The organism is Bradyrhizobium ottawaense, from assembly GCF_002278135.3.
Taxonomy (GTDB): Bacteria; Pseudomonadota; Alphaproteobacteria; order Rhizobiales; family Xanthobacteraceae; genus Bradyrhizobium; species Bradyrhizobium ottawaense.
The window spans coordinates 1,984,133-2,001,654 of record NZ_CP029425.2 but is presented as its reverse complement, the minus strand read 5'-3'; the positions used below and the strand labels follow the sequence as shown (position 1 = coordinate 2,001,654).

The 17,522-nt window shown below is 64.3% G+C and carries 16 protein-coding genes; 9 read left to right on the top strand and 7 right to left on the bottom strand.

Features of this window, described 5'->3' with window-relative positions; translation table 11 throughout:
• Positions 1–58: 58 nt before the first annotated feature.
• The 3 genes from CIT37_RS09535 (at position 59) to CIT37_RS09525 (ending at position 3,428) form a co-directional block, all read left to right on the top strand.
• Positions 59–991 carry a DMT family transporter gene (locus tag CIT37_RS09535; RefSeq protein ID WP_038948461.1) on the top strand — a complete coding sequence of 311 codons (933 nt, stop codon included), beginning with the start codon at positions 59–61 and terminating at the stop codon, positions 989–991.
• A 289-nt stretch (positions 992–1,280) separates the two neighbouring features.
• Complete coding sequence (locus CIT37_RS09530; protein WP_038948459.1) at positions 1,281–2,216, top strand: DMT family transporter; 936 nt, start codon at positions 1,281–1,283, stop codon at positions 2,214–2,216.
• Between the two features lie 234 nt (positions 2,217–2,450).
• Positions 2,451–3,428 (top strand): Bug family tripartite tricarboxylate transporter substrate binding protein, encoded by a 978-nt coding sequence (locus CIT37_RS09525; RefSeq protein ID WP_038948458.1) that lies wholly within the window; start codon positions 2,451–2,453, stop codon positions 3,426–3,428.
• 158 nt (positions 3,429–3,586) lie between these two features.
• Here the strand turns inward: CIT37_RS09525 and CIT37_RS09520 are convergent, their stop codons facing one another.
• Positions 3,587–5,272 carry a methyl-accepting chemotaxis protein gene (locus tag CIT37_RS09520; protein WP_028140246.1) on the bottom strand — a complete coding sequence of 562 codons (1,686 nt, stop codon included), beginning with the start codon at positions 5,270–5,272 and terminating at the stop codon, positions 3,587–3,589.
• A gap of 258 nt (positions 5,273–5,530) precedes the next feature.
• Between CIT37_RS09520 and CIT37_RS09515 the strand changes: the two genes are divergently transcribed.
• The 5 genes from CIT37_RS09515 (at position 5,531) to CIT37_RS09495 (ending at position 11,437) form a co-directional block, all read left to right on the top strand.
• Positions 5,531–6,574, top strand: a complete 1,044-nt coding sequence (locus tag CIT37_RS09515; RefSeq protein ID WP_028140247.1) for a C-terminal binding protein — start codon at positions 5,531–5,533, stop codon at positions 6,572–6,574.
• An 83-nt stretch (positions 6,575–6,657) separates the two neighbouring features.
• A complete protein-coding gene (locus CIT37_RS09510; RefSeq protein ID WP_095426640.1) occupies positions 6,658–8,004 on the top strand; it encodes an ABC transporter substrate-binding protein in 1,347 nt (448 codons plus the stop codon).
• A gap of 140 nt (positions 8,005–8,144) precedes the next feature.
• On the top strand, positions 8,145–9,101 hold the full coding sequence (locus CIT37_RS09505; protein WP_018317857.1) for a carbohydrate ABC transporter permease: 957 nt from the start codon (positions 8,145–8,147) through the stop codon (positions 9,099–9,101).
• Complete coding sequence (locus CIT37_RS09500; RefSeq protein WP_028140250.1) at positions 9,094–9,996, top strand: carbohydrate ABC transporter permease; 903 nt, start codon at positions 9,094–9,096, stop codon at positions 9,994–9,996. The genes CIT37_RS09505 and CIT37_RS09500 overlap by 8 nt, the downstream gene beginning before the upstream one ends.
• A gap of 85 nt (positions 9,997–10,081) precedes the next feature.
• On the top strand, positions 10,082–11,437 hold the full coding sequence (locus CIT37_RS09495; protein ID WP_095426641.1) for an esterase-like activity of phytase family protein: 1,356 nt from the start codon (positions 10,082–10,084) through the stop codon (positions 11,435–11,437).
• 213 nt (positions 11,438–11,650) lie between these two features.
• Here CIT37_RS09495 and CIT37_RS09490 read toward each other — a convergent pair whose 3' ends face one another.
• The 6 genes from CIT37_RS09490 to CIT37_RS09465 all read right to left on the bottom strand — a co-directional run bounded on the left by CIT37_RS09490 (position 11,651) and on the right by CIT37_RS09465 (position 17,042).
• On the bottom strand, positions 11,651–12,481 hold the full coding sequence (locus tag CIT37_RS09490; RefSeq protein ID WP_095426642.1) for an energy transducer TonB family protein: 831 nt from the start codon (positions 12,479–12,481) through the stop codon (positions 11,651–11,653).
• On the bottom strand, positions 12,481–12,927 hold the full coding sequence (exbD, locus tag CIT37_RS09485; protein ID WP_095426643.1) for a TonB system transport protein ExbD: 447 nt from the start codon (positions 12,925–12,927) through the stop codon (positions 12,481–12,483). The genes CIT37_RS09490 and exbD overlap by 1 nt, the downstream gene beginning before the upstream one ends.
• 4 nt (positions 12,928–12,931) lie before the next feature.
• A complete protein-coding gene (exbB, locus tag CIT37_RS09480) occupies positions 12,932–13,702 on the bottom strand; it encodes a tonB-system energizer ExbB (RefSeq protein WP_095426644.1) in 771 nt (256 codons plus the stop codon).
• A gap of 26 nt (positions 13,703–13,728) precedes the next feature.
• Positions 13,729–14,244, bottom strand: coding sequence for a heme utilization cystosolic carrier protein HutX (gene hutX, locus CIT37_RS09475; protein WP_095426772.1), 516 nt, complete (start codon positions 14,242–14,244; stop codon positions 13,729–13,731).
• 24 nt (positions 14,245–14,268) lie between these two features.
• Entirely contained in the window at positions 14,269–14,601 is a 333-nt protein-coding gene (hmuQ, locus tag CIT37_RS09470) for a heme-degrading protein HmuQ (RefSeq protein ID WP_095426645.1), read from the bottom strand.
• A gap of 92 nt (positions 14,602–14,693) precedes the next feature.
• Positions 14,694–17,042, bottom strand: coding sequence for a TonB-dependent receptor, heme/hemoglobin family (locus CIT37_RS09465; RefSeq protein ID WP_174719455.1), 2,349 nt, complete (start codon positions 17,040–17,042; stop codon positions 14,694–14,696).
• A 267-nt stretch (positions 17,043–17,309) separates the two neighbouring features.
• On the opposite strand from CIT37_RS09465, the gene CIT37_RS09460 reads away from it, so the two are divergent.
• A complete protein-coding gene (locus tag CIT37_RS09460; protein ID WP_028140258.1) occupies positions 17,310–17,516 on the top strand; it encodes a hemin uptake protein HemP in 207 nt (68 codons plus the stop codon).
• The last annotated feature ends 6 nt before the right edge of the window (positions 17,517–17,522 follow it).

Here is a 17,522-nt window from a genome sequence, read left to right as displayed (position 1 = left end):
GCCGGCCCGGATCCCGCCGGGCTGGATGCCTCGGCGCACGCGGGGCACGCCAATCCCAATGTCCGCCACCGGCCAGACCACGAGCGCGGAGACATCCGGCCACAGCTGGATCGCCAACCAGCCTTATCTGCTGCTCAGCATCACCGCGCTGTGCTGGGCCGGCAACGCCATCGTCGGCCGGCTCGCCGCCGGCCACATCCCGCCGGTCACGCTGTCGTTCCTGCGCTGGTTCTTTGCCTTCCTGCTGGTGCTGCCGTTCGCCTGGAAACATCTTGCCCAGGACTGGCCCGCGATCCGCGGCAGGCTCGGCCTGATGATCACGCTCTCGGTCACCGGCATCGGCGCCTTCAACACGCTGCAATATTGGGCGTTGGAGCATACCCAGGCACTCAATACGCTGCTGCTGCAGTCGGCCGCGCCCCTGGTCGTGGCGCTGTGGTCGCTGGCCATCCTCGGCATCCGCCTCACCGTGGCGCAGGCGTTCGGCGTGCTGCTGTCGATGTGCGGCGTGCTGACCATTCTGCTGCACGGCGATTTCACCACGCTGTCGAACATCGAGTTCAACAAGGGCGACCTCATCTTCATCGTCGCACTCGTCATCTTCGCGCTGTATTCGGTGCTGACGCTGAAACGGCCGCCGATGCACGGCCTGTCGTTCCTCGCCTTCACCTTCGGGGCCGGCGCGGCCTGCCTCATTCCGCTAGAGATCTGGGAATTGTCCGCGCGCCCGGTCATGAAGCTCGACGGGCCGAACCTCTTGACGCTGTTCTACGTCGCGGTGTTTCCCTCGACGCTGGCCTATCTCTGCTTCAATCGCGGCGTGCGCCTGATCGGCGCCAACCGCGCCGCGCCGTTCTTCCACGTCGTGCCGGTGTTCGGCTCGATCATGGCGATGGCGTTCCTGGGCGAACACCCGCAGGCATTCCACTTCATCGGTTTTGCGCTGGTGCTGTCGGGCGTGTTCGTGGCGTCACGAAAGCAGGCGACGTAATTTATTCGAACTCTCGTAGGGTGGGCAAAGCGAAGCGTGCCCACGCATTTTTGCGATCGAGAGAGACGGGGGGCACGGCGCAAGTGCGCCTTTGCCCACCCTACGAGTCCAAGCGAGCGGAGAGATACCCCTCATCCGCAAGGGGAGAGGGGCAAAGCCAACGCCGCGTCACCTTGTTCAACATATTAGCCGCCAAAGGCGCCTCCTCAGGGTTTGCCTGCATTGTAGCATTGCGGCCGCGTGACTTGTGCCGCGACGGCAATCCGGCACAAGCTCGTATCCAACGCCAATGACGATTGCCTCGCCCGCGCCACCTGCCTCCAGTCCGGCCAGCTGGCTCAACAACCAGCCTTATCTGCTGCTCAGCCTGAGCTCGCTGTTCTGGGCCGGCAACATCGTGCTCGCGCGCCATGTCGGCGCGCATGTGCCGCCGCTGACGGTGACCACGATCCGCTGGTTCGGCGTTTTCCTGATCCTGTTGCCGTTCGCCTGGCCGCATCTGAAGCGCGACTGGCCCGCCTTGCGCAACAGCCTGCCGCTGATGCTGTTCCTGTCGCTGGTGGGCTTCGCCTTCAACAACGCGATCTCGTACTGGGCGATGCAGTACACGGAGGCGCTGAACGCGCTGCTGATCCAGTCGGCCGGACCGCTGTTCGTGGCGCTGTGGTCGCTGGTGCTGTTCGGCGTGCGGCTGACGGGTGCCCAGTTCGCCGGCATCGCGATCTCGCTTCTCGGCGTGTTGATCATCATTTTGCGCGGCGATCTCGCCGCGCTCGCGAGCATCAGCTTCAACAGGGGCGACATCATGTTCGCCTCCTCGCTGGTGGCGTTTGGGATCTACTCGGCCTTCATCCCGCGTCGGCCCAAGATCCACCAGCTCTCCTTCCTGTCCTTCACCACCTGCTGCGGCGCGACGATGCTGCTGCCGACCGCGATCTGGGAGGCGGCAAGCGGCCGCGTGCTGCAATTCGACGGGACGACGCTGGCGACGCTGGGCTACATCCTGATCTTTCCCTCGACGCTGGCCTATCTGTTCTTCAACCGCGGCGTCGCGCTGATCGGCCCGAACCGCGCCGCGCCGTTCTTCCATCTGGTGCCGGTGTTCGGCTCGGCGATGGCGATCGTGCTGCTCGGCGAAAAGCTGCAGCCGTTTCACCTGATCGGCTACGCGCTGGTGCTCGCCGGCGTCGTGATCGCCTCACGCCAGGGCTCGGCGGTGAAGTAATTCCGCGCGGCGGACGATGCGTGCTCGTGTCCCGGACAAGACGCAGCGCGCAAGCGGTGCGTCGCAGAGCCGAGATCCAGTTTGTGGCAGCATGGGCCCCCGTTCGGCAGCGCATCACGCCGCGAACGGCGGCGCGCTGCACTGCGCCCGGGGCACACGAGACAACTCGCGTCTTCCGATTTTGGCGAAGAGACGCTAGGTTCCCCGCCAACGAAAAAGAGGGAACGTCTCGATATGATTTCAGGGCTGATTCGAAACCTGCGTGCCGTCGGCGCGGCTGCATTGTGCCTCGTCGCCGCATCCACTGCACAGGCCGATACCTGGCCGAGCCGCAACATCACGCTTGTTTTGCCGTTCGCGGCCGGCAGCGGCACCGACACGACGACACGGCTGATCTCGCAGCATCTGTCGCAGGCGCTCGGCGTCGGCATCGTGATCGAGAACAAGGCGGGCGCCAACGGCATGCTCGCCGCAAGCTATGTCGCGAAGGCCGCCCCCGACGGCTACACGCTGCTGGTGACGACCAACACCACGCATTCGGCCAATCCCTATCTGCTCAAGAGCCTCACTTACGATCCGGTCAAGGATTTCACGCCGATCGCGCGCACCGGCGACCTGCCTTTCATGCTGGTCGTCAATCCGGAAGTGCCGGCCAAGACCGTTGGCGAGCTCGTCGCCTACGGCAAGGCCAATCCGGGCAAGCTGAGCTACGCCTCGGGATCGTCCTCCGCGATCGTGTCGGGTGCGACCTTTGCGCACAATGCCGGGCTCGACCTGCTGCACGTGCCCTACAAGAGCTCGCCGCCGGCGCTCAACGACGTCATGGGCGGCCGCGTCTCGATGATGTTCGTCGACATCCTGACCGGCCTGCCCCACGTCAACGGCAACGCGCTGCGCGCGCTCGCCGTCACCACCAAGGACCGCTCGCCGCTGGTGCCGAACCTGCCGTCGATGCAGGAGGCCGGCGTGCCTGATTTCGACATCTCGTCCTGGCAGGGCTATTTCGGCCCCGCCGGCATGCCGAAGGAGATCGTGACCCGGCTCAACGCCGAGATCCGGAAGATCGTCGAGAAGCCGGAGATCAAGGCACAGCTCGCCACCCTCGGCATGGACGCGTTCTCGGGCACGCCGGAGCAGCTCGGCACGTTCGTGAACGAACAGCTCGTGCTGTGGGAGAAGCTGATCACCAACGCGAAGATCGAGAAGCAGTAAGGACGGTCTCGTGTCGCGGACGCGGCGCTGAGCCCGGGGCACCGCTCTCGTAGGGTGGGCAAAGCGAAGCGTGCCCACCGTCAGGTCGTCGCAAAAAGAAAAGGTGGGCACGGCGCTTCGGCGCCTTTGCCCACCCTACGAATTTCGAGCGTTTGGCCTTACGCCGCGCGCACCTTGGCGAGGAAGCCGTCGACGGCGCTGCGCAGCGCGCCGGACTGGCTGTCCAGTTCGCGGGCGTTGGTGAGCACGTCGGTTGCCGCGGTGCCGGTCGCTTCCGCGGCCGAGGTGACACTGCCGATATTGGCGTTGATCTCGTTCGAACCGGCCGCGACCGACTGGATGTTGCGGGCGATCTCGCGGGTCGCTTCGCCCTGCTGCTCGATCGATGCGGAAATGCCGGCGGTGATCTCGCTCATCTCGGCGATGGTCTGGGTGATGCCGGAGATGGCCGTGACCGCGTCGCTGGTCGAGGTCTGCATCGCCGCGACCTGCGCGGAGATCTCCTCGGTCGCCTTGGCGGTCTGGTTGGCCAGCGCCTTGACCTCGGAGGCGACGACCGCGAATCCGCGGCCGGATTCACCGGCGCGTGCCGCCTCGATGGTGGCGTTGAGCGCGAGCAGATTGGTCTGCGCTGCGATCGAATGGATCAGCTTGACGACTTCGCCGATCTTCTCGGCGCCGGTCGAGAGCACCTGCACGGTGGCATTGGTACGCTCGGCGTCGCTGACGGCGCGGCTGGCGACTTCGGTCGAGCGCGTGACCTGGCGGGAGATTTCCGCAACCGAGCTCGACAGCTCTTCGGCGGCCGCCGCAACCGTGCCGACATTGCCGGAGGCTTTTTGCGAGGCAGCGCCGACCGTCGCCGCGCGCGAGGAGGCGTCGCTGGCGGTCGCGGTCATCGACTGCGCCGTCGTCTGCATGCCGGCCGCGGCCGAGGAGACCGAGCGGACGATGCCGTTGACGCTGCGTTCGAAGTCGTTGGCGATGCCTTCCATCGCGCTGCGACGTTCCGCCGCGACGCGTTCCTTGGCATCGGCTTCGGTCCTTTCGAGGTCGCGGATGCGGACCGCGTTGTCCTTGAAGATCTGGACGGTGGAGGCCATCGCGCCGACCTCGTCGCCGCGGCCGACGCCGGGAATGTCGCCCTCGAGCTTGCCGTCGGCGAGATCCTTCATGCGGGCGCCAAGCAGCGCCAGCGGGCGGCTGATGCCGCGGCCGATCAGCCAGGCGACGCTGCCGGCGACAATGAATATGCCGAGCATGGCAAAGCCGAGCAGCCAATAGACCGGACCCATCTTGGCGTCGATGTCGTCGAGATAAGCGCCGGTGCCGAGATACATGTCGAAGCCGGGCACCGCCACCGCGTAGCCGATCTTGCGGATCGGCGTCGGCTGACCGGGCTTCATGTATTCATAATGCAGCAGGATCGAACCGTTGGCCTTGACGCCGTCCATCAGCTCGACCGACAGCTTGCGGCCGTTGGTCACGACATCCATGCGGTTGGTGCCGATCTGCTTGGGATCCGGCGCGAGCTGCGTGATGCCTTCATACGACGTACCGAACAGATAGCCCGCGCCGTTGTCGTAGGTCATCGAATTGCCGTAGCGGCGAAGCTCGGCCATGGCCGCGTCCTTCGTCAGCTCGCCGGCGTCGACGCGCTTCTTCAGAGCGCCCGCATAGTTGCGTGCCAGCTCGACGATCGCCTTGGCCTGATCGATGCGCGCATTCACCATCTCGCGCTTCATCAGATAGCCGGCGAGGACACCGGAGATGCACAGGCCGAACAAGGTGACGCCGACAAGGATGCCGAGCTTCGGGGCGATCTTCAGATTGCTCAATTTCACGATTAGCTCCGGCAATAATGGGATACGGGCGCGCGACAGATCGATCGAAATCGAAATAGCTTTTAGGGAGAGAGCCTTAGCAAGTTACTTACGTGCCTCCGTAGAAGCCCGGACGCAGCCGCAATAAACGGCAATTTATCTCCGCACCGGCAACCAACGATTGTACGCGACCGCTCCGATTTCGCGTAAAAGACGCAAAGGCCCGCCCGCGGAGACGGGTCACAACAAGAACCGACAAACCAAATCGGGAGCGAGAAAATGCCGAAATACAGGGTGGTGACGCCGAAGGGCGCGAGCTTCACGGTCGCGGGCAGCGACTATTCCTTTGAGCGCGAGGCGCTCGATCCGATCGACGCCGAGATCATCGAGGCTCCCGCCGACGAGGCCGGGTTCATCGCCGCCGCAAAGACCGCGGACGCCATCTATGCCAAGGGCATCCCGATCACCAAGACCATCATCGACAGCTTGCAGACCTGCAAGGTCATCACGCTTGGCTCGGTCGGCGTCGACAGCGTCGACGTCAAGGCCGCCACCGCGCGCGGCATTCCCGTCACCAACATTCCGGACACCTTCATCGAAGAGGTCGCCGACCACGCCATGATGCTGCTGCTCGCCGGCTTCCGCCGCCTGGTCGAGCAGGACCGCATGGTACGCAGCGGCCGCTGGGCCGAGGGCCGGCCAGCGCTGCTCAAGGTCCCGAGGCTGATGGGCCAGACGCTCGGCTTCGTCTCGTTCGGCCGCGTGGCGCGTGCGGTTGCGAAACGCGCGGCGCCGTTCGGCCTGCGCATGATGGCCTACGATCCCTTCATCCAGGAAACGCTGATGTACGATCACGGCGTGATCCCGGCGACGCTGAACGAGGTGCTGTCGCAATCCGACTTCGTCTCGATGCATGCCCCGGCAAGGCCTGAGGTGCATCACATGCTGACCGAGAAGCACTTTCGGCAGATGAAGAAGGGCTCGATCTTCATCAACACCGGGCGCGGCGCAACCGTGGACGAGGAGAGCCTGATCAAGGCGCTGCAGGAAGGCTGGATCGCGCACGCCGCGCTCGACGTGCTGGAGAAGGAGCCGCCCTCGCACAACAATCCCCTGCTTGGCATGGAGAACGTGACCCTGACCGCCCACGTCGCTTCGGCCTCGGCACGGTTTGACGAAGCGCGCAAGCGCCGCGTGGGCTACGAATTGTCACTGGTGCTTCAGGGCATGTGGCCGGTAAGCTGCGTCAATCCGTCGGTGCTGCAAGACACCACGCTCCGCCGCTGGCAACCCGTCAGCATGGATCGCGGGCCGAACAGCTAGGCGGCCGGCGCCAAGGCGCCAGAGGCGAAACGGCCCTTCACCGGCGATCAACGCCGGGAAGGGGACATCATAGGGAGGAACTGATGAGGAACGACATCACACGTCGTGATGCCTTGGCGCTGGGCCTGTCCGCTGCAACGCTCGCGGCCACCGGTGCTGCAGCGCAAACAACATCATCGACAATCAAGGCCGCCGACGTGGCGGCGCCCAAGCTTGCGATCGAGAAGGGCGCATCCTTGCGCATGCTGCGCCCGGTGCGCTTCGTCCAGGCCGACGAGGACGTGTTCCGCGCCAATGCAGCAAAGTTCACCAAGGAGACCGGCGTCGAGGTCAAGGTCGATTTCGTCGGCTGGGAGGACATCAACCAGCAGACCGCGGTCACCTCGAACTCCGGCGCGGGCCCCGACATCATCATCGGCTTCTCCGACGCTCCCCACATCTACGTCGACAAGCTGATCGAGCTGACCGACGTCGCCGACTATGTCGGCAAGCGCTATGGCGGCTGGCTGCCGCTTGCGCAGCGCTACGGCAAGAAGAACAAGAGCGACGCCTGGATCGGCCTGCCGTTCGGTGCAACCGCGGGGCCCCTGATCTACCGCAAGTCGATCCTGCAATCGGTCGGCTTCGACAAGGTGCCGGAAGACCATGCCGGAATCCTCGACCTGTGCCAGAAGCTGCACAAGGCCGGCAAACCAGCCGGCTTCGCGCTCGGCAACGCCAAGGGCGACGGCAACGGCTTCGCCAATTGGGCGCTGTGGTCGCACAATGCTTCCCTGCTTGACGAGGAAGGCAATGTCGTCATCAACAGCAAGGAGACCATCGCGGCGCTGAACTGGGTCAAGCAGATCTACCCGACCTTCATCGCCGGCACGCCGTCGTGGAACGACGTCAGCAACAACCGCGCCTATTCCTCGCAGGAGATCTCCCTGACCGCCAACGGCGTCTCGCTGTACTTCTCGCTCAAGAACGACCCGGCGACCAAGGCGATCGCCGAGGACAGCGAGCATCAGCTGCTGCCCAAGGGCCTGGCCAAGGTCTCTCCGATGGCGGGCCTGACACTCAACGCGATGGTGTTCAAGCACAGCCAGTACCCCAACGCCGCAAAGGCCTTCCTGCAATACATGCTGGAAAAGGACCAGTACGAGCCCTGGCTCAATGCCAATTCCGGCTACTGGTCGCAGCCGCTGGCCGCCTATGCCGAGGCCGCGGTGTGGTCGCAGGATCCCAAGGTGAAGCTGTTCAAGGACACGATGAACAGCACTTACTATGACGGCTACAAGGGCCCGATCTCGACGGCGACCGGAGCCGTCAGCGCCGACTACGTGCTGATTCAGATGTGCGCGTCCGTTGCGACCGGTGCGGCCACGCCGGAGGCCGCCGCCGCGGAAGCCGAGCAGCGCTGCAAGCGGTACTTCCGGCGGCAGCGGTAACGCGCGACGATAGAGCCGTCGTCATTGCGAGGAGCACTTGCGACGAAGCAATCCAGACTGCAGCCGCGGCGACAGACTGGATTGCTTCGCTTCGCTCGCAATGACGGTGTGGTGACGTTCAACGATAGGACAACACACTGATGTCCGTGACGACACTTTCCTCTCCCGTACTTGCCCAGCGGCAGCCGAACTGGCTGGTGCGGCTGTTCGACTACAAGCCGTTCCTGATCGTGATGTGCCTGGCGCCCGCGATCGGGCTGCTCTCGGTGTTCCTGACCTATCCGCTCGGCCTCGGCATCTGGCTCGCCTTCACCGACACCACGATCGGCCGGCGCGGCGTCTTCGTGGGCCTGGAGAATTTCCAGTATCTGCTCACCGATCCCTTGTGGTGGAACGCCGTGTTCTACAGCGTGGTCTATACCGGCATCGCGACCTTCGGGAAGTTCGCGCTCGGCTTCTGGCTCGCGCTGCTGCTCAACAACCATTTTCCGTTCAAGAGCATCCTGCGTGCGATCATCCTGCTGCCCTGGATCGTGCCGACCGTGCTCTCGGCGCTGGCGTTCTGGTGGATCTACGATCCGCAGTTCTCGATCATCTCCTATTTGCTGGTCGACGTGCTGCACTGGCGGTCGGGCAATGTCGACTTCCTCGGCTCGCCCTGGCCGGCGCGCTTCTCGCTGATCGCTGCCAACATCTGGCGCGGCATTCCCTTCGTCGCGATCTCGCTGCTCGCCGGCCTGCAGACCATTTCGCCCTCGCTCTACGAGGCCGCGATGCTCGACGGCGCCAGCGCCTGGCAGCGCTTTCGCTACATCACCTTCCCGATGATGATGCCGATCCTCGCCATCGTCATGACCTTCTCGATCATCTTCACCTTCACCGACTTCCAGCTGGTCTACGCCATCACCCGCGGCGGGCCCGTCAACTCGACCCATCTGCTGGCGACGCTGGCGTTTCAGCGCGGCATCGCCGGCGGCGAACTCGGCGAAGGTGCGGCGATCGCGGTATCGATGATCCCGTTCCTGATCTTCGCGACGCTGTTCTCTTATTTCGGCCTGGCGCGCCGCAAATGGCAGCAGGGAGAGGCCAATGACTGATACCGTCGCGCAAACCGCCGCTGTGGCCGACGCGAAAGCGGCACCTGACACCATGGCCTGGGATTCCGGGCTGCGGCGGCTGATGATGATCTATCTGCCGCTCGGCTGCTTCGTGCTGATCCTGCTGTTCCCGTTTTACTGGATGGCGATCACCTCGTTCAAGCCGAACGCGGAGCTGATGAACTACAAGGACCACAATCCGTTCTGGATCTCCTCGCCGACGCTTGCCCACATCAAGCATCTGCTGTTCGACACTGCCTATCCGCGCTGGCTCAAGACGACGATGCTGGTGGCGATCGGCTCGACCACGCTGTCCCTGATCGCGAGCACGCTCGCTGCCTATGCGATCGAGCGCCTGCGCTTCCGCGGCAGTCCTTATGTGGGCCTCGGCATTTATCTGGCCTATCTCGTGCCGCCGTCGATCCTGTTCATTCCCCTCGCCACCGTCGTTGTGCAGTTCGGCCTGTTCGACTCACCGCTGGCGCTGATCCTGGTCTATCCGACCTTCCTGGTGCCGTTCTGCACCTGGCTGCTGATCGGCTACTTCAAGTCGATCCCCTATGAGCTCGAGGAATGCGCGCTGGTGGACGGCGCAACACGCCTCCAGATCCTGCGACGGATCACGCTGCCGCTCGCGGTGCCCGGGCTGATCTCCGCCGGCATCTTCTCCTTCACGCTGTCCTGGAACGAGTTCATCTACGCGCTCGCCTTCATCCAGAGCGGCGCCAACAAGACCGTGCCGGTCGCAATCCTGACCGAGCTCGTCACCGGCGATGTCTACCAATGGGGGGCGCTGATGGCAGGCTCGCTGCTGGGCTCGCTGCCGGTCGCGATCTTCTACTCGCTGTTCGTGGACTACTACGTGTCCTCGCTGACCGGCGCGGTAAAGGAGTAGATCGCGGCTGCGGCGTTTGGCCCGGTTTCACAAAACTGCAACACGCGATCCGCATAACGCGTGCGTCCGCCAACAGGAGACGCACATGCGCGCGACTTTTCTTGCCACCGTCGCAACGATCATTCTCGCCGTGAGCCCAGCGCTCGCGCAGAGCGAAGGTGAATTCCCCGCCAAGCTCGCCGGCCACGTGGTGATGCCGGCCGCCACCTTCATCGACGCCCCCGCCGACGCACCCGCCGATCTCAAGACTTCAGGGAAATACACCACCGGCAAGCGGGTCGACGCGCTCGGCACCGTGATGGGCAAGTCCTATGAGCGCGCGACCGGCGTGTCGCTGCCGTTCAAGGGCCAGCCGCTCCAGGGCCATTCCGGCATCAAGACCATGCCCGACGGCAGCTTCTGGGTCATCACCGACAACGGCATGGGCGCGCGCGCCAACTCGCCGGATTCGATGCTGTACCTCAACCGCTACAAGATGGACTGGGCCGGCGGCAAAATCGAGCGGCTGGAGACGATCTTCCTGCACGATCCCGACAAAAAGGTCCCGTTCCGCATCGTGCACGAGGACACGCAGAAGCGCAATCTCACCGGCTCCGACTTCGACACCGAAGGCTTCCAGATCATCGGCGAGACCTTCTGGATCGGCGACGAGTTCGGTCCCTACATCCTGAAGGCCGACAAATCAGGCAAGATCCTGGCCGTGTTCGATACGGTTGCTGACGGCAAGCCGGTGCGGTCGCCGGACAGTTGGGCCGTGGCGACGCCGGGCGCGCCGGGCGCGACCTACACCAACGTCAACCTCCGCCGCTCCAAGGGCTATGAGGGCTTTGCGTCCTCCAAGGACGGCAAGTTCCTCTACGGCCTGCTCGAGGGACCGCTGTGGGACGCCGAGAAGAAGGACTGGGAGAAGGTCGACGGCAAGGAAGCCTCCCGCATCCTCGAATTCGACGTCGCTGCGGAGAAGTTCACCGGCCGTTACTGGCAGTATGTGTTCGAGCAAAACGGCAACGCCATCGGCGATTTCAACATGATCGATCAGGCCTCCGGCCTCATCATCGAGCGCGACAACGGCGAAGGCACGGCGGACAAGGCCTGCCCGCAAGGCCAGCGCGGCGAGAACTGCTTCCCGGATCTCGCCAAGTTCAAGCGCATCTACAAGATCGAGCTCACGGAGGCCAATGTCGGCAAGCCCGTGCGCAAGATCGGCTATATCGACCTCTTGAAGATCAAGGATCCCGACAAGAAGGCGAGGAAGCCGCTCAACGACGGCGTCTACACCTTCCCGTTCTTCACCATCGAGAACGTCGATCGCGTCGACGACACCCACATCATCGTCGGCAACGACAACAATCTGCCGTTCTCCTCCAGCCGCGATCCCAACAAGGCCGATGACGACGAGTTCATGCTGCTCGAGGTCGCGGATTTCCTGAAGGCGAAATAGGGCAACGGTCGCTCTTCAGCCGCCACAAACTCCGCCGTCGTCCCGGACAAGCGCAAGCGCAGATCCGGGACCCATAACGCCAGGCGGGGTTGTGGCACGAGATGGTGGCGACGAATCTTCGCCAAACGCTCCCCTGTGGTTATGGGTCCCGGATCTGCGCGCGCTTAGGGCGCGCTTGTCCGGGACGACGGCTGAGTTTGTTGGGACGGCCGACTACCTCACCGTAAACTCCACGGGGATCGAAAAGCTCATCGCCCCATTCTTGATCTCGTCTGGCACCGGCGGAAACGGCGAGGCCTGGCGGATCATCGACATGGCCTGGGCATCGAAAGCGGCAACGCCGGACGAGCCGCCGATACGGCTGGACGTGACCTGCCCGCTGCGGCTGAGGGTGAAGCTCAGCCTGGCAACGCCGCGCTGACCGCCGCCACCGCTGGGATATTGGTGAAAGCGCATCAAATGCGCGCGGACGCGCTGATTGTAGGATGCAATCACGGAGGCCGCCGCGCCGGCGCTCGGGGCCGATGCCATCGGCGCCTCGCGCTCGGCCCGCGGGGCTGCGCTGGTGCGCGGCGCGGGGGTCGCCTCCGAGGGCTTCTTGGCCTCGCGGCGAACCACCTTCGGCTTCACCGGGGCCGGCTTTTCGACCGGCACGATCTTCGCGGGCTCCGGCCTGGCAGGTGTCGGCTCCGGCTTCTGCTCCGGCGGCGCCACGACATCCGGCTTCTCCTGCGGCGGCGTCGGCGCGATCGTCTCCTCAGCCATTTGCTGCTGCACGGGCTCCGGCGACGAGGCGTCGGCCTCCTGCATCACCGGTCCCGGCGCAACATCATCCTGCGTCGACTGCGGCGCCGAGGTCACCTGTGCCATGTCGACCATGATCGCCGGGAGGCTGACGCCCTGTTCCGGTTGCGACCTGATCCAATTCACCGCAAGCAGCGCGACAGCCACATGCAACATCACGATCACCGCGGCCGAGAGGCCCCAGCGCGCGGTCTCGCGCTCTCGAAGCGGCTCGTGCAGGGCAAAGGCGTTCGCGGCCATCAGTTGCGTCCATCGAGGCCGACGAGGGCAACCTTGAGGTAGCCGGCGTTACGCAGGGTGTTCATCACCTCCATCAGGTCGCCGTAGGAGACGGCCTTGTCGGCGCGCAGATAGATGCGCTCGTCCTTACGGCCTTTGATGACGGCATCGAGGGCGGCGGCGAGACCGTCGCGGGCCATCGTGTCCTCGCCAACGGCAATTGTGGAATCCGGCTTCACCGTCACGAAGGTCGGCTTGTCCGGCCGCGGCGCCGGCTCGGCTGCGGTCGCGGGCAGCTCGACACCGATATCGACGGTGGCGAGTGGGGCTGCCACCATGAAAATGATCAGCAGCACCAGCATCACGTCGATGAACGGCGTGACGTTAATCTCGTTGACGACGTGGAGATCATCCGGGTCACCGCGCTTGAGCGGCGATCCCCCGCGCGCGCCGAGCTTCGCACCCATGGGCCTACTCCGCCGCCCGCGCCAGGCGGAACTCCCTGTGGTCGCGCTGACGGCTGACCAGCAGCATCAGCTGCGCCGAGGCATCGCCGAGCAACGCGCGGTAATTGGCGATACTGCGGACCAGATGATTGTAGATCACCACCGCCGGGATCGCCGCGACGAGGCCGAGCGCGGTGGCGAGCAGCGCCTCCGCGATGCCCGGCGCGACCACCGCGAGGCTGGTGGTGTGGCTCTCGGAGATGCCGATGAAGGCGTTCATGATGCCCCAGACGGTCCCGAACAGGCCGACGAAGGGCGCAGTGGCGCCGATGGTCGCGAGCACGCCGGTGCCGCGCGCGATCTGCCTGGACATCGCCGCCTCCACCCGCTCGAGCCGCAGCGCCACCCGCTCCTGAAGGCCGTCGTCGAGGATGCCGCCCGAGAGCTCGGCTTCCCTGGCGCAGGACTGGATCAGCTGGGCAACGGCATCGTGCGCGTCACCGGCCCGTGACGATGCCTCAGCCAGCGTCATGTTGCCTTCGAGCCCGCGCGTCCGCTGCAAGGCGAGCATGCCCTTGCGGCGCAGCTCGATGGTCTTGGCGAGCCACACCGTCCATGTCACCAGCGAGGCGACAGCGAGCCCGATCATCACCGTCTTCACGATAATGTCGGCGCTGACGAACATGCCCCAGGGCGACAGATTGCGCGGTAACAGGGCTTCGTCGATCGCGAAGGCCGGTGTCGGCGCCAGCGCGATTGCAACGACCATTTGCCGAAGCCTGGACTTGCCTTGCATCCTGATCTCCCGACAACAAAAGAAAGCTACGCAGCCGGCTGCGCCGTGATGCGGGCCGCGAGCTGCCGGAACCGCGCCAGCTGATCCGTCCGCAGCGCCCTTGTCTCGTCGCGGCCGACGAACACTTTGAACATGATGCCGCCGTCGGCGTTGACGAACGCGATGAAGGCCGACGATTTGCCCATGAACGGGCGCTCGACGAAGGCGACGCCAGCGCAGCGCTCGTGGCGAAGATGGCCGTGCAGACCCTTCGGCTGCATCAGGTTGAAGTAGCCGCGGCCGATCTCGCCCGCAGGAACAGCGCCCGTGAACTCGAAGATCGCGTCATCGGTGTGCACGATCAGCGTGACCTCGCCCCACTCCGCGATGTCCAGCATGGCGGCGGCAAAGTGCTCGCCGCCGCCAATATGCACCATGGAGGATGGCAGCGCCTCGATCACGCTGCGCGGGGTGACCTTGCGCTGGCGCGCAACGTCCTCGATCACCTCGCCCGGATTGTCGGCCATATGGGCCCTGAGATCGGCAAGATCGGTGCTCAACATGTCCGGCTCCTCTGCCATTGCAATCTAGGCGGCCGCGGCCTTGCGCTCGCTCTGGATCACCTCAAAGCCCTCGAACTTGGGATGGCCGAGATACAGGCTCTCGCCGGTCGAGTTGTCGGCGCGGGCATGGGCACGACGAAACTGGTCCGAGCGCGTCCAGGCCTCGAACGCCGTCCTGTCGACCCAGGTGGTGTGCGACGAATAGAGCGTGTGGTCCTCGGCCTCCGGGCCCTTCAGCAGGTGAAACTCGACGAAGCCCGGCATGCTGCCGAGATAGGATTCACGGGTGGCCCAGACGGTTTCGAACGCGGTCTCCGCGCCCTTCTTCACCTGGAAACGATTCATGGCGATGAACATCAAAGTCTCTCCTTCTGATCAAAACGAAACGCGCGGAGCCGCGCTGGAGCATCAGCGCGGCCCGGCGGAGATGTGGTGCTGCGAAGCTGGCGCTACGCACCTCCAAAATGGATCTTCATGCCGGCCTTGTAGACCCGGCCCGGTCCGGGGCTCGACCACAGCACGTCGTTCTGCGTGGTGCCGTCGGTCGACGTGCCGGGAATGGCGTAAGGCCGGTAGTACTGGTTCAAGAGATTGTCGATCGACGCCGAGAACACGATGTCCTTCGTCGCGTTGTAGGTCATGTACAGATTGACCAGCTCGTACCCGGTCGCGGGCAAATAGCCGGCGGGTACGTCGTTGTTGGCACCGAACGAGGCCCATTGCGCCGTCAGGATCAGCGTGCGGTCGAGCAGGCGGACGCCGCCGGTGGTGACGACCTTGCGCGGGGTGATGGTCGCGAGCCCGACATTGGTGACGGCGTTCTTGCCCTGGATGTAGTGACCGGCGACTCCGATGAACCAGCTGCCGGCATCGTACATCGTCTCCGCCTCGAAACCCTGGATGCGGGCCTGCGCGATGTTCTGGTACTGGTAGAACTGGCTGAACGAGCCAAACCCGGTCGGGACCGGCGTCGAGGCGACGAGGTCGATGTAATCGCTGACGTCGTTGCGGAACAGGTTGATCTTGCCGCGGAAGGAGTCACTGGCGCTGAAGATGTTGTCGTACTTCAGGTTGATGCCGACTTCCTTGTTCTTGCCGACTTCGGGACGAAGATTCGGATTGGGCAGGAAGCAGAACAAGCCGACGGTCCCGTCAGGACAGGGGAAGAAGGCCGGCCCGCCACCGGTCGCATGCGCGCCTGAGATCACGGTCTCGGTGATCGAGGGAGCGCGATAGCCTTCGGCGTAGCTGACATATGGCTGGAAGCCGGGAACGGGCGTGACGCCAAGCGTGATCTTCGGCGAGAAGCGGTCGCCGCTGCCGTTGGTTTTGCCCGACTCCAGATCGTAGCGATCGTAACGGATCGCGCTCACGGCCTCGAACCAGGTGCTGTAGTTCTGCTTCAACTGCAGGAAACCGCCCGACACGGTGCGGATGCCGCTCGGCGTGGTGATGTTGGAATTGCCGCGGCTGTCGGTCGTGATCACATCGTCCTGAAACGCATCGAAGCCCACGGTGAGTGCGTTGCGCCAGTCACCGACGTTGAACCGCGTGGTGTTGTTGGCGTCGATGCCGTAGGTATTGAGGACATAGCCGCGCTTGTCGCCGACGCAGCCGGAGATGTTGTTGCCGAAATTGCCGGTGCCGCACAAAGCCGCACCCGAGGTCGAATAGTGGTAGGTCTTGGTCTGGTCGTTATCGACGCGGTTTCCATAGATTGACATGTGCCAGTCGAACAAATTGTCGCTCGGCAGCGCGTAATTCCAGGTGATCGTGCCGGTGTAGTTCTTGGCATCGGAGGCGTAGACCGACGAGCCCTGATAGAGCGCGCGCTGGGCGGCGGTCGCGACGGGGCCCCTGTTGAACTGGCCGACATCGTATTGATAGTCCTGGAAGATGGCGCCGAACTTGACCTCGTGGCCGAGGGCGGGACGCACCGTGAGCTTCATCAGGCCACTCTCGACCTGGTTGCCGGTGTTGCCGATCTCGGTGCCGTTGCCGTCCTTGTAATTGCCTTGCGTGCGATAGACCGCGCCGCCGAAGATATCGACGTCCGGTGTGGCGCGCACGCCGCCGAAGACCGAGCCGAGGCCGCGATTGTTGTTGGAGCCGTAGGAGCCCGAGAGATCGACGCCCGAGCGCTCGCCGGGACGCAGCACATCGTCGATGTCCTTGGTGCGGAACGAGACCAGGCCGCCGATCGCGCCGGAGCCGTAGATGTTGGCGGTCGGGCCGCGCACGACGTCGACGCCGCCGACCAATTCAGGATCGAGGAAGAAGGAGCCGCTGGCGTTATGACCGGTGCGCTGGTAATTCTGCCGCGCACCATCGACGACCACCGCAACGCGCCCGAACTCCTGCAGGCCGCGGATGTTGATGACGGTCGCGGGATCGTCACCGCGCTCCTGGAACGACACGCCGGGGACAGCATAGAAGATGCCCGACAGCCGGTTGGGCTGGATTCCCTGGATCTGGTCGAGCGAAATGGAGCTGACCGGCGCGAGCGCATCGATCGCGCGCTCCTTGGTTTTCGTTGCAGCGACCGTGATGGTGTCGAGCGTCTGAACCGGCGCGGTGCCGCCGGCCTGGGCTCGGGCGTTGAGGACCACCGGCGCTGCCTGCTGCGCGACCAGCGGCTTGGTCGGCTTGCGCTTGGCCTGCTTCGGCCGCTCCGTCGACGCGCGTTCAGCCTGCGGCTCGGCGGTCTGTGCAAGACCGCTCTCCGTCGTCATTGCCGCAAATGAAATCACCGACGCGCCCAAAATCAAGGCGCGCGAATACCTAGCCCCGTCAGCCATATCAGCCCCAGCCTGCACTTCACTCTATTATTTCAGGTCTTTTGGCTGGCGTGCGTTCGCAACGCGAACGACTGGCTGGCTGATTTCTCAAGACGCGGGCAAGTCACCCCGCCGCCATAATTGGTTACGTGGCAACACTCTGACGGTCAATGACATCAGGTTGCAGTTTATATCGATTGTAAATTGCAGCCGTTGGAATGCGCTTCGTGCCGCTTATACAAACAAGCAAGCAGCACTCCAGAGTTTCGAAAGCGCATCACAGCCTACATGTCAGCAACATCAGGAGACAGCAGCGGCGGCGCGGCGGGGTCGGCAGGAAGCCCTGCTGCGACAACGAGAACCCTCACCATGCGTGGGAGCCGGATCGACAGTCGCGAGCTGTTTGCGGCCGAGCGCGAGATCATCATCGCGCATGGCGAGGACAGCTATCGGCTTCGCCTGACCTCGCAGAACAAGCTGATCCTGACGAAGTAACCTGTA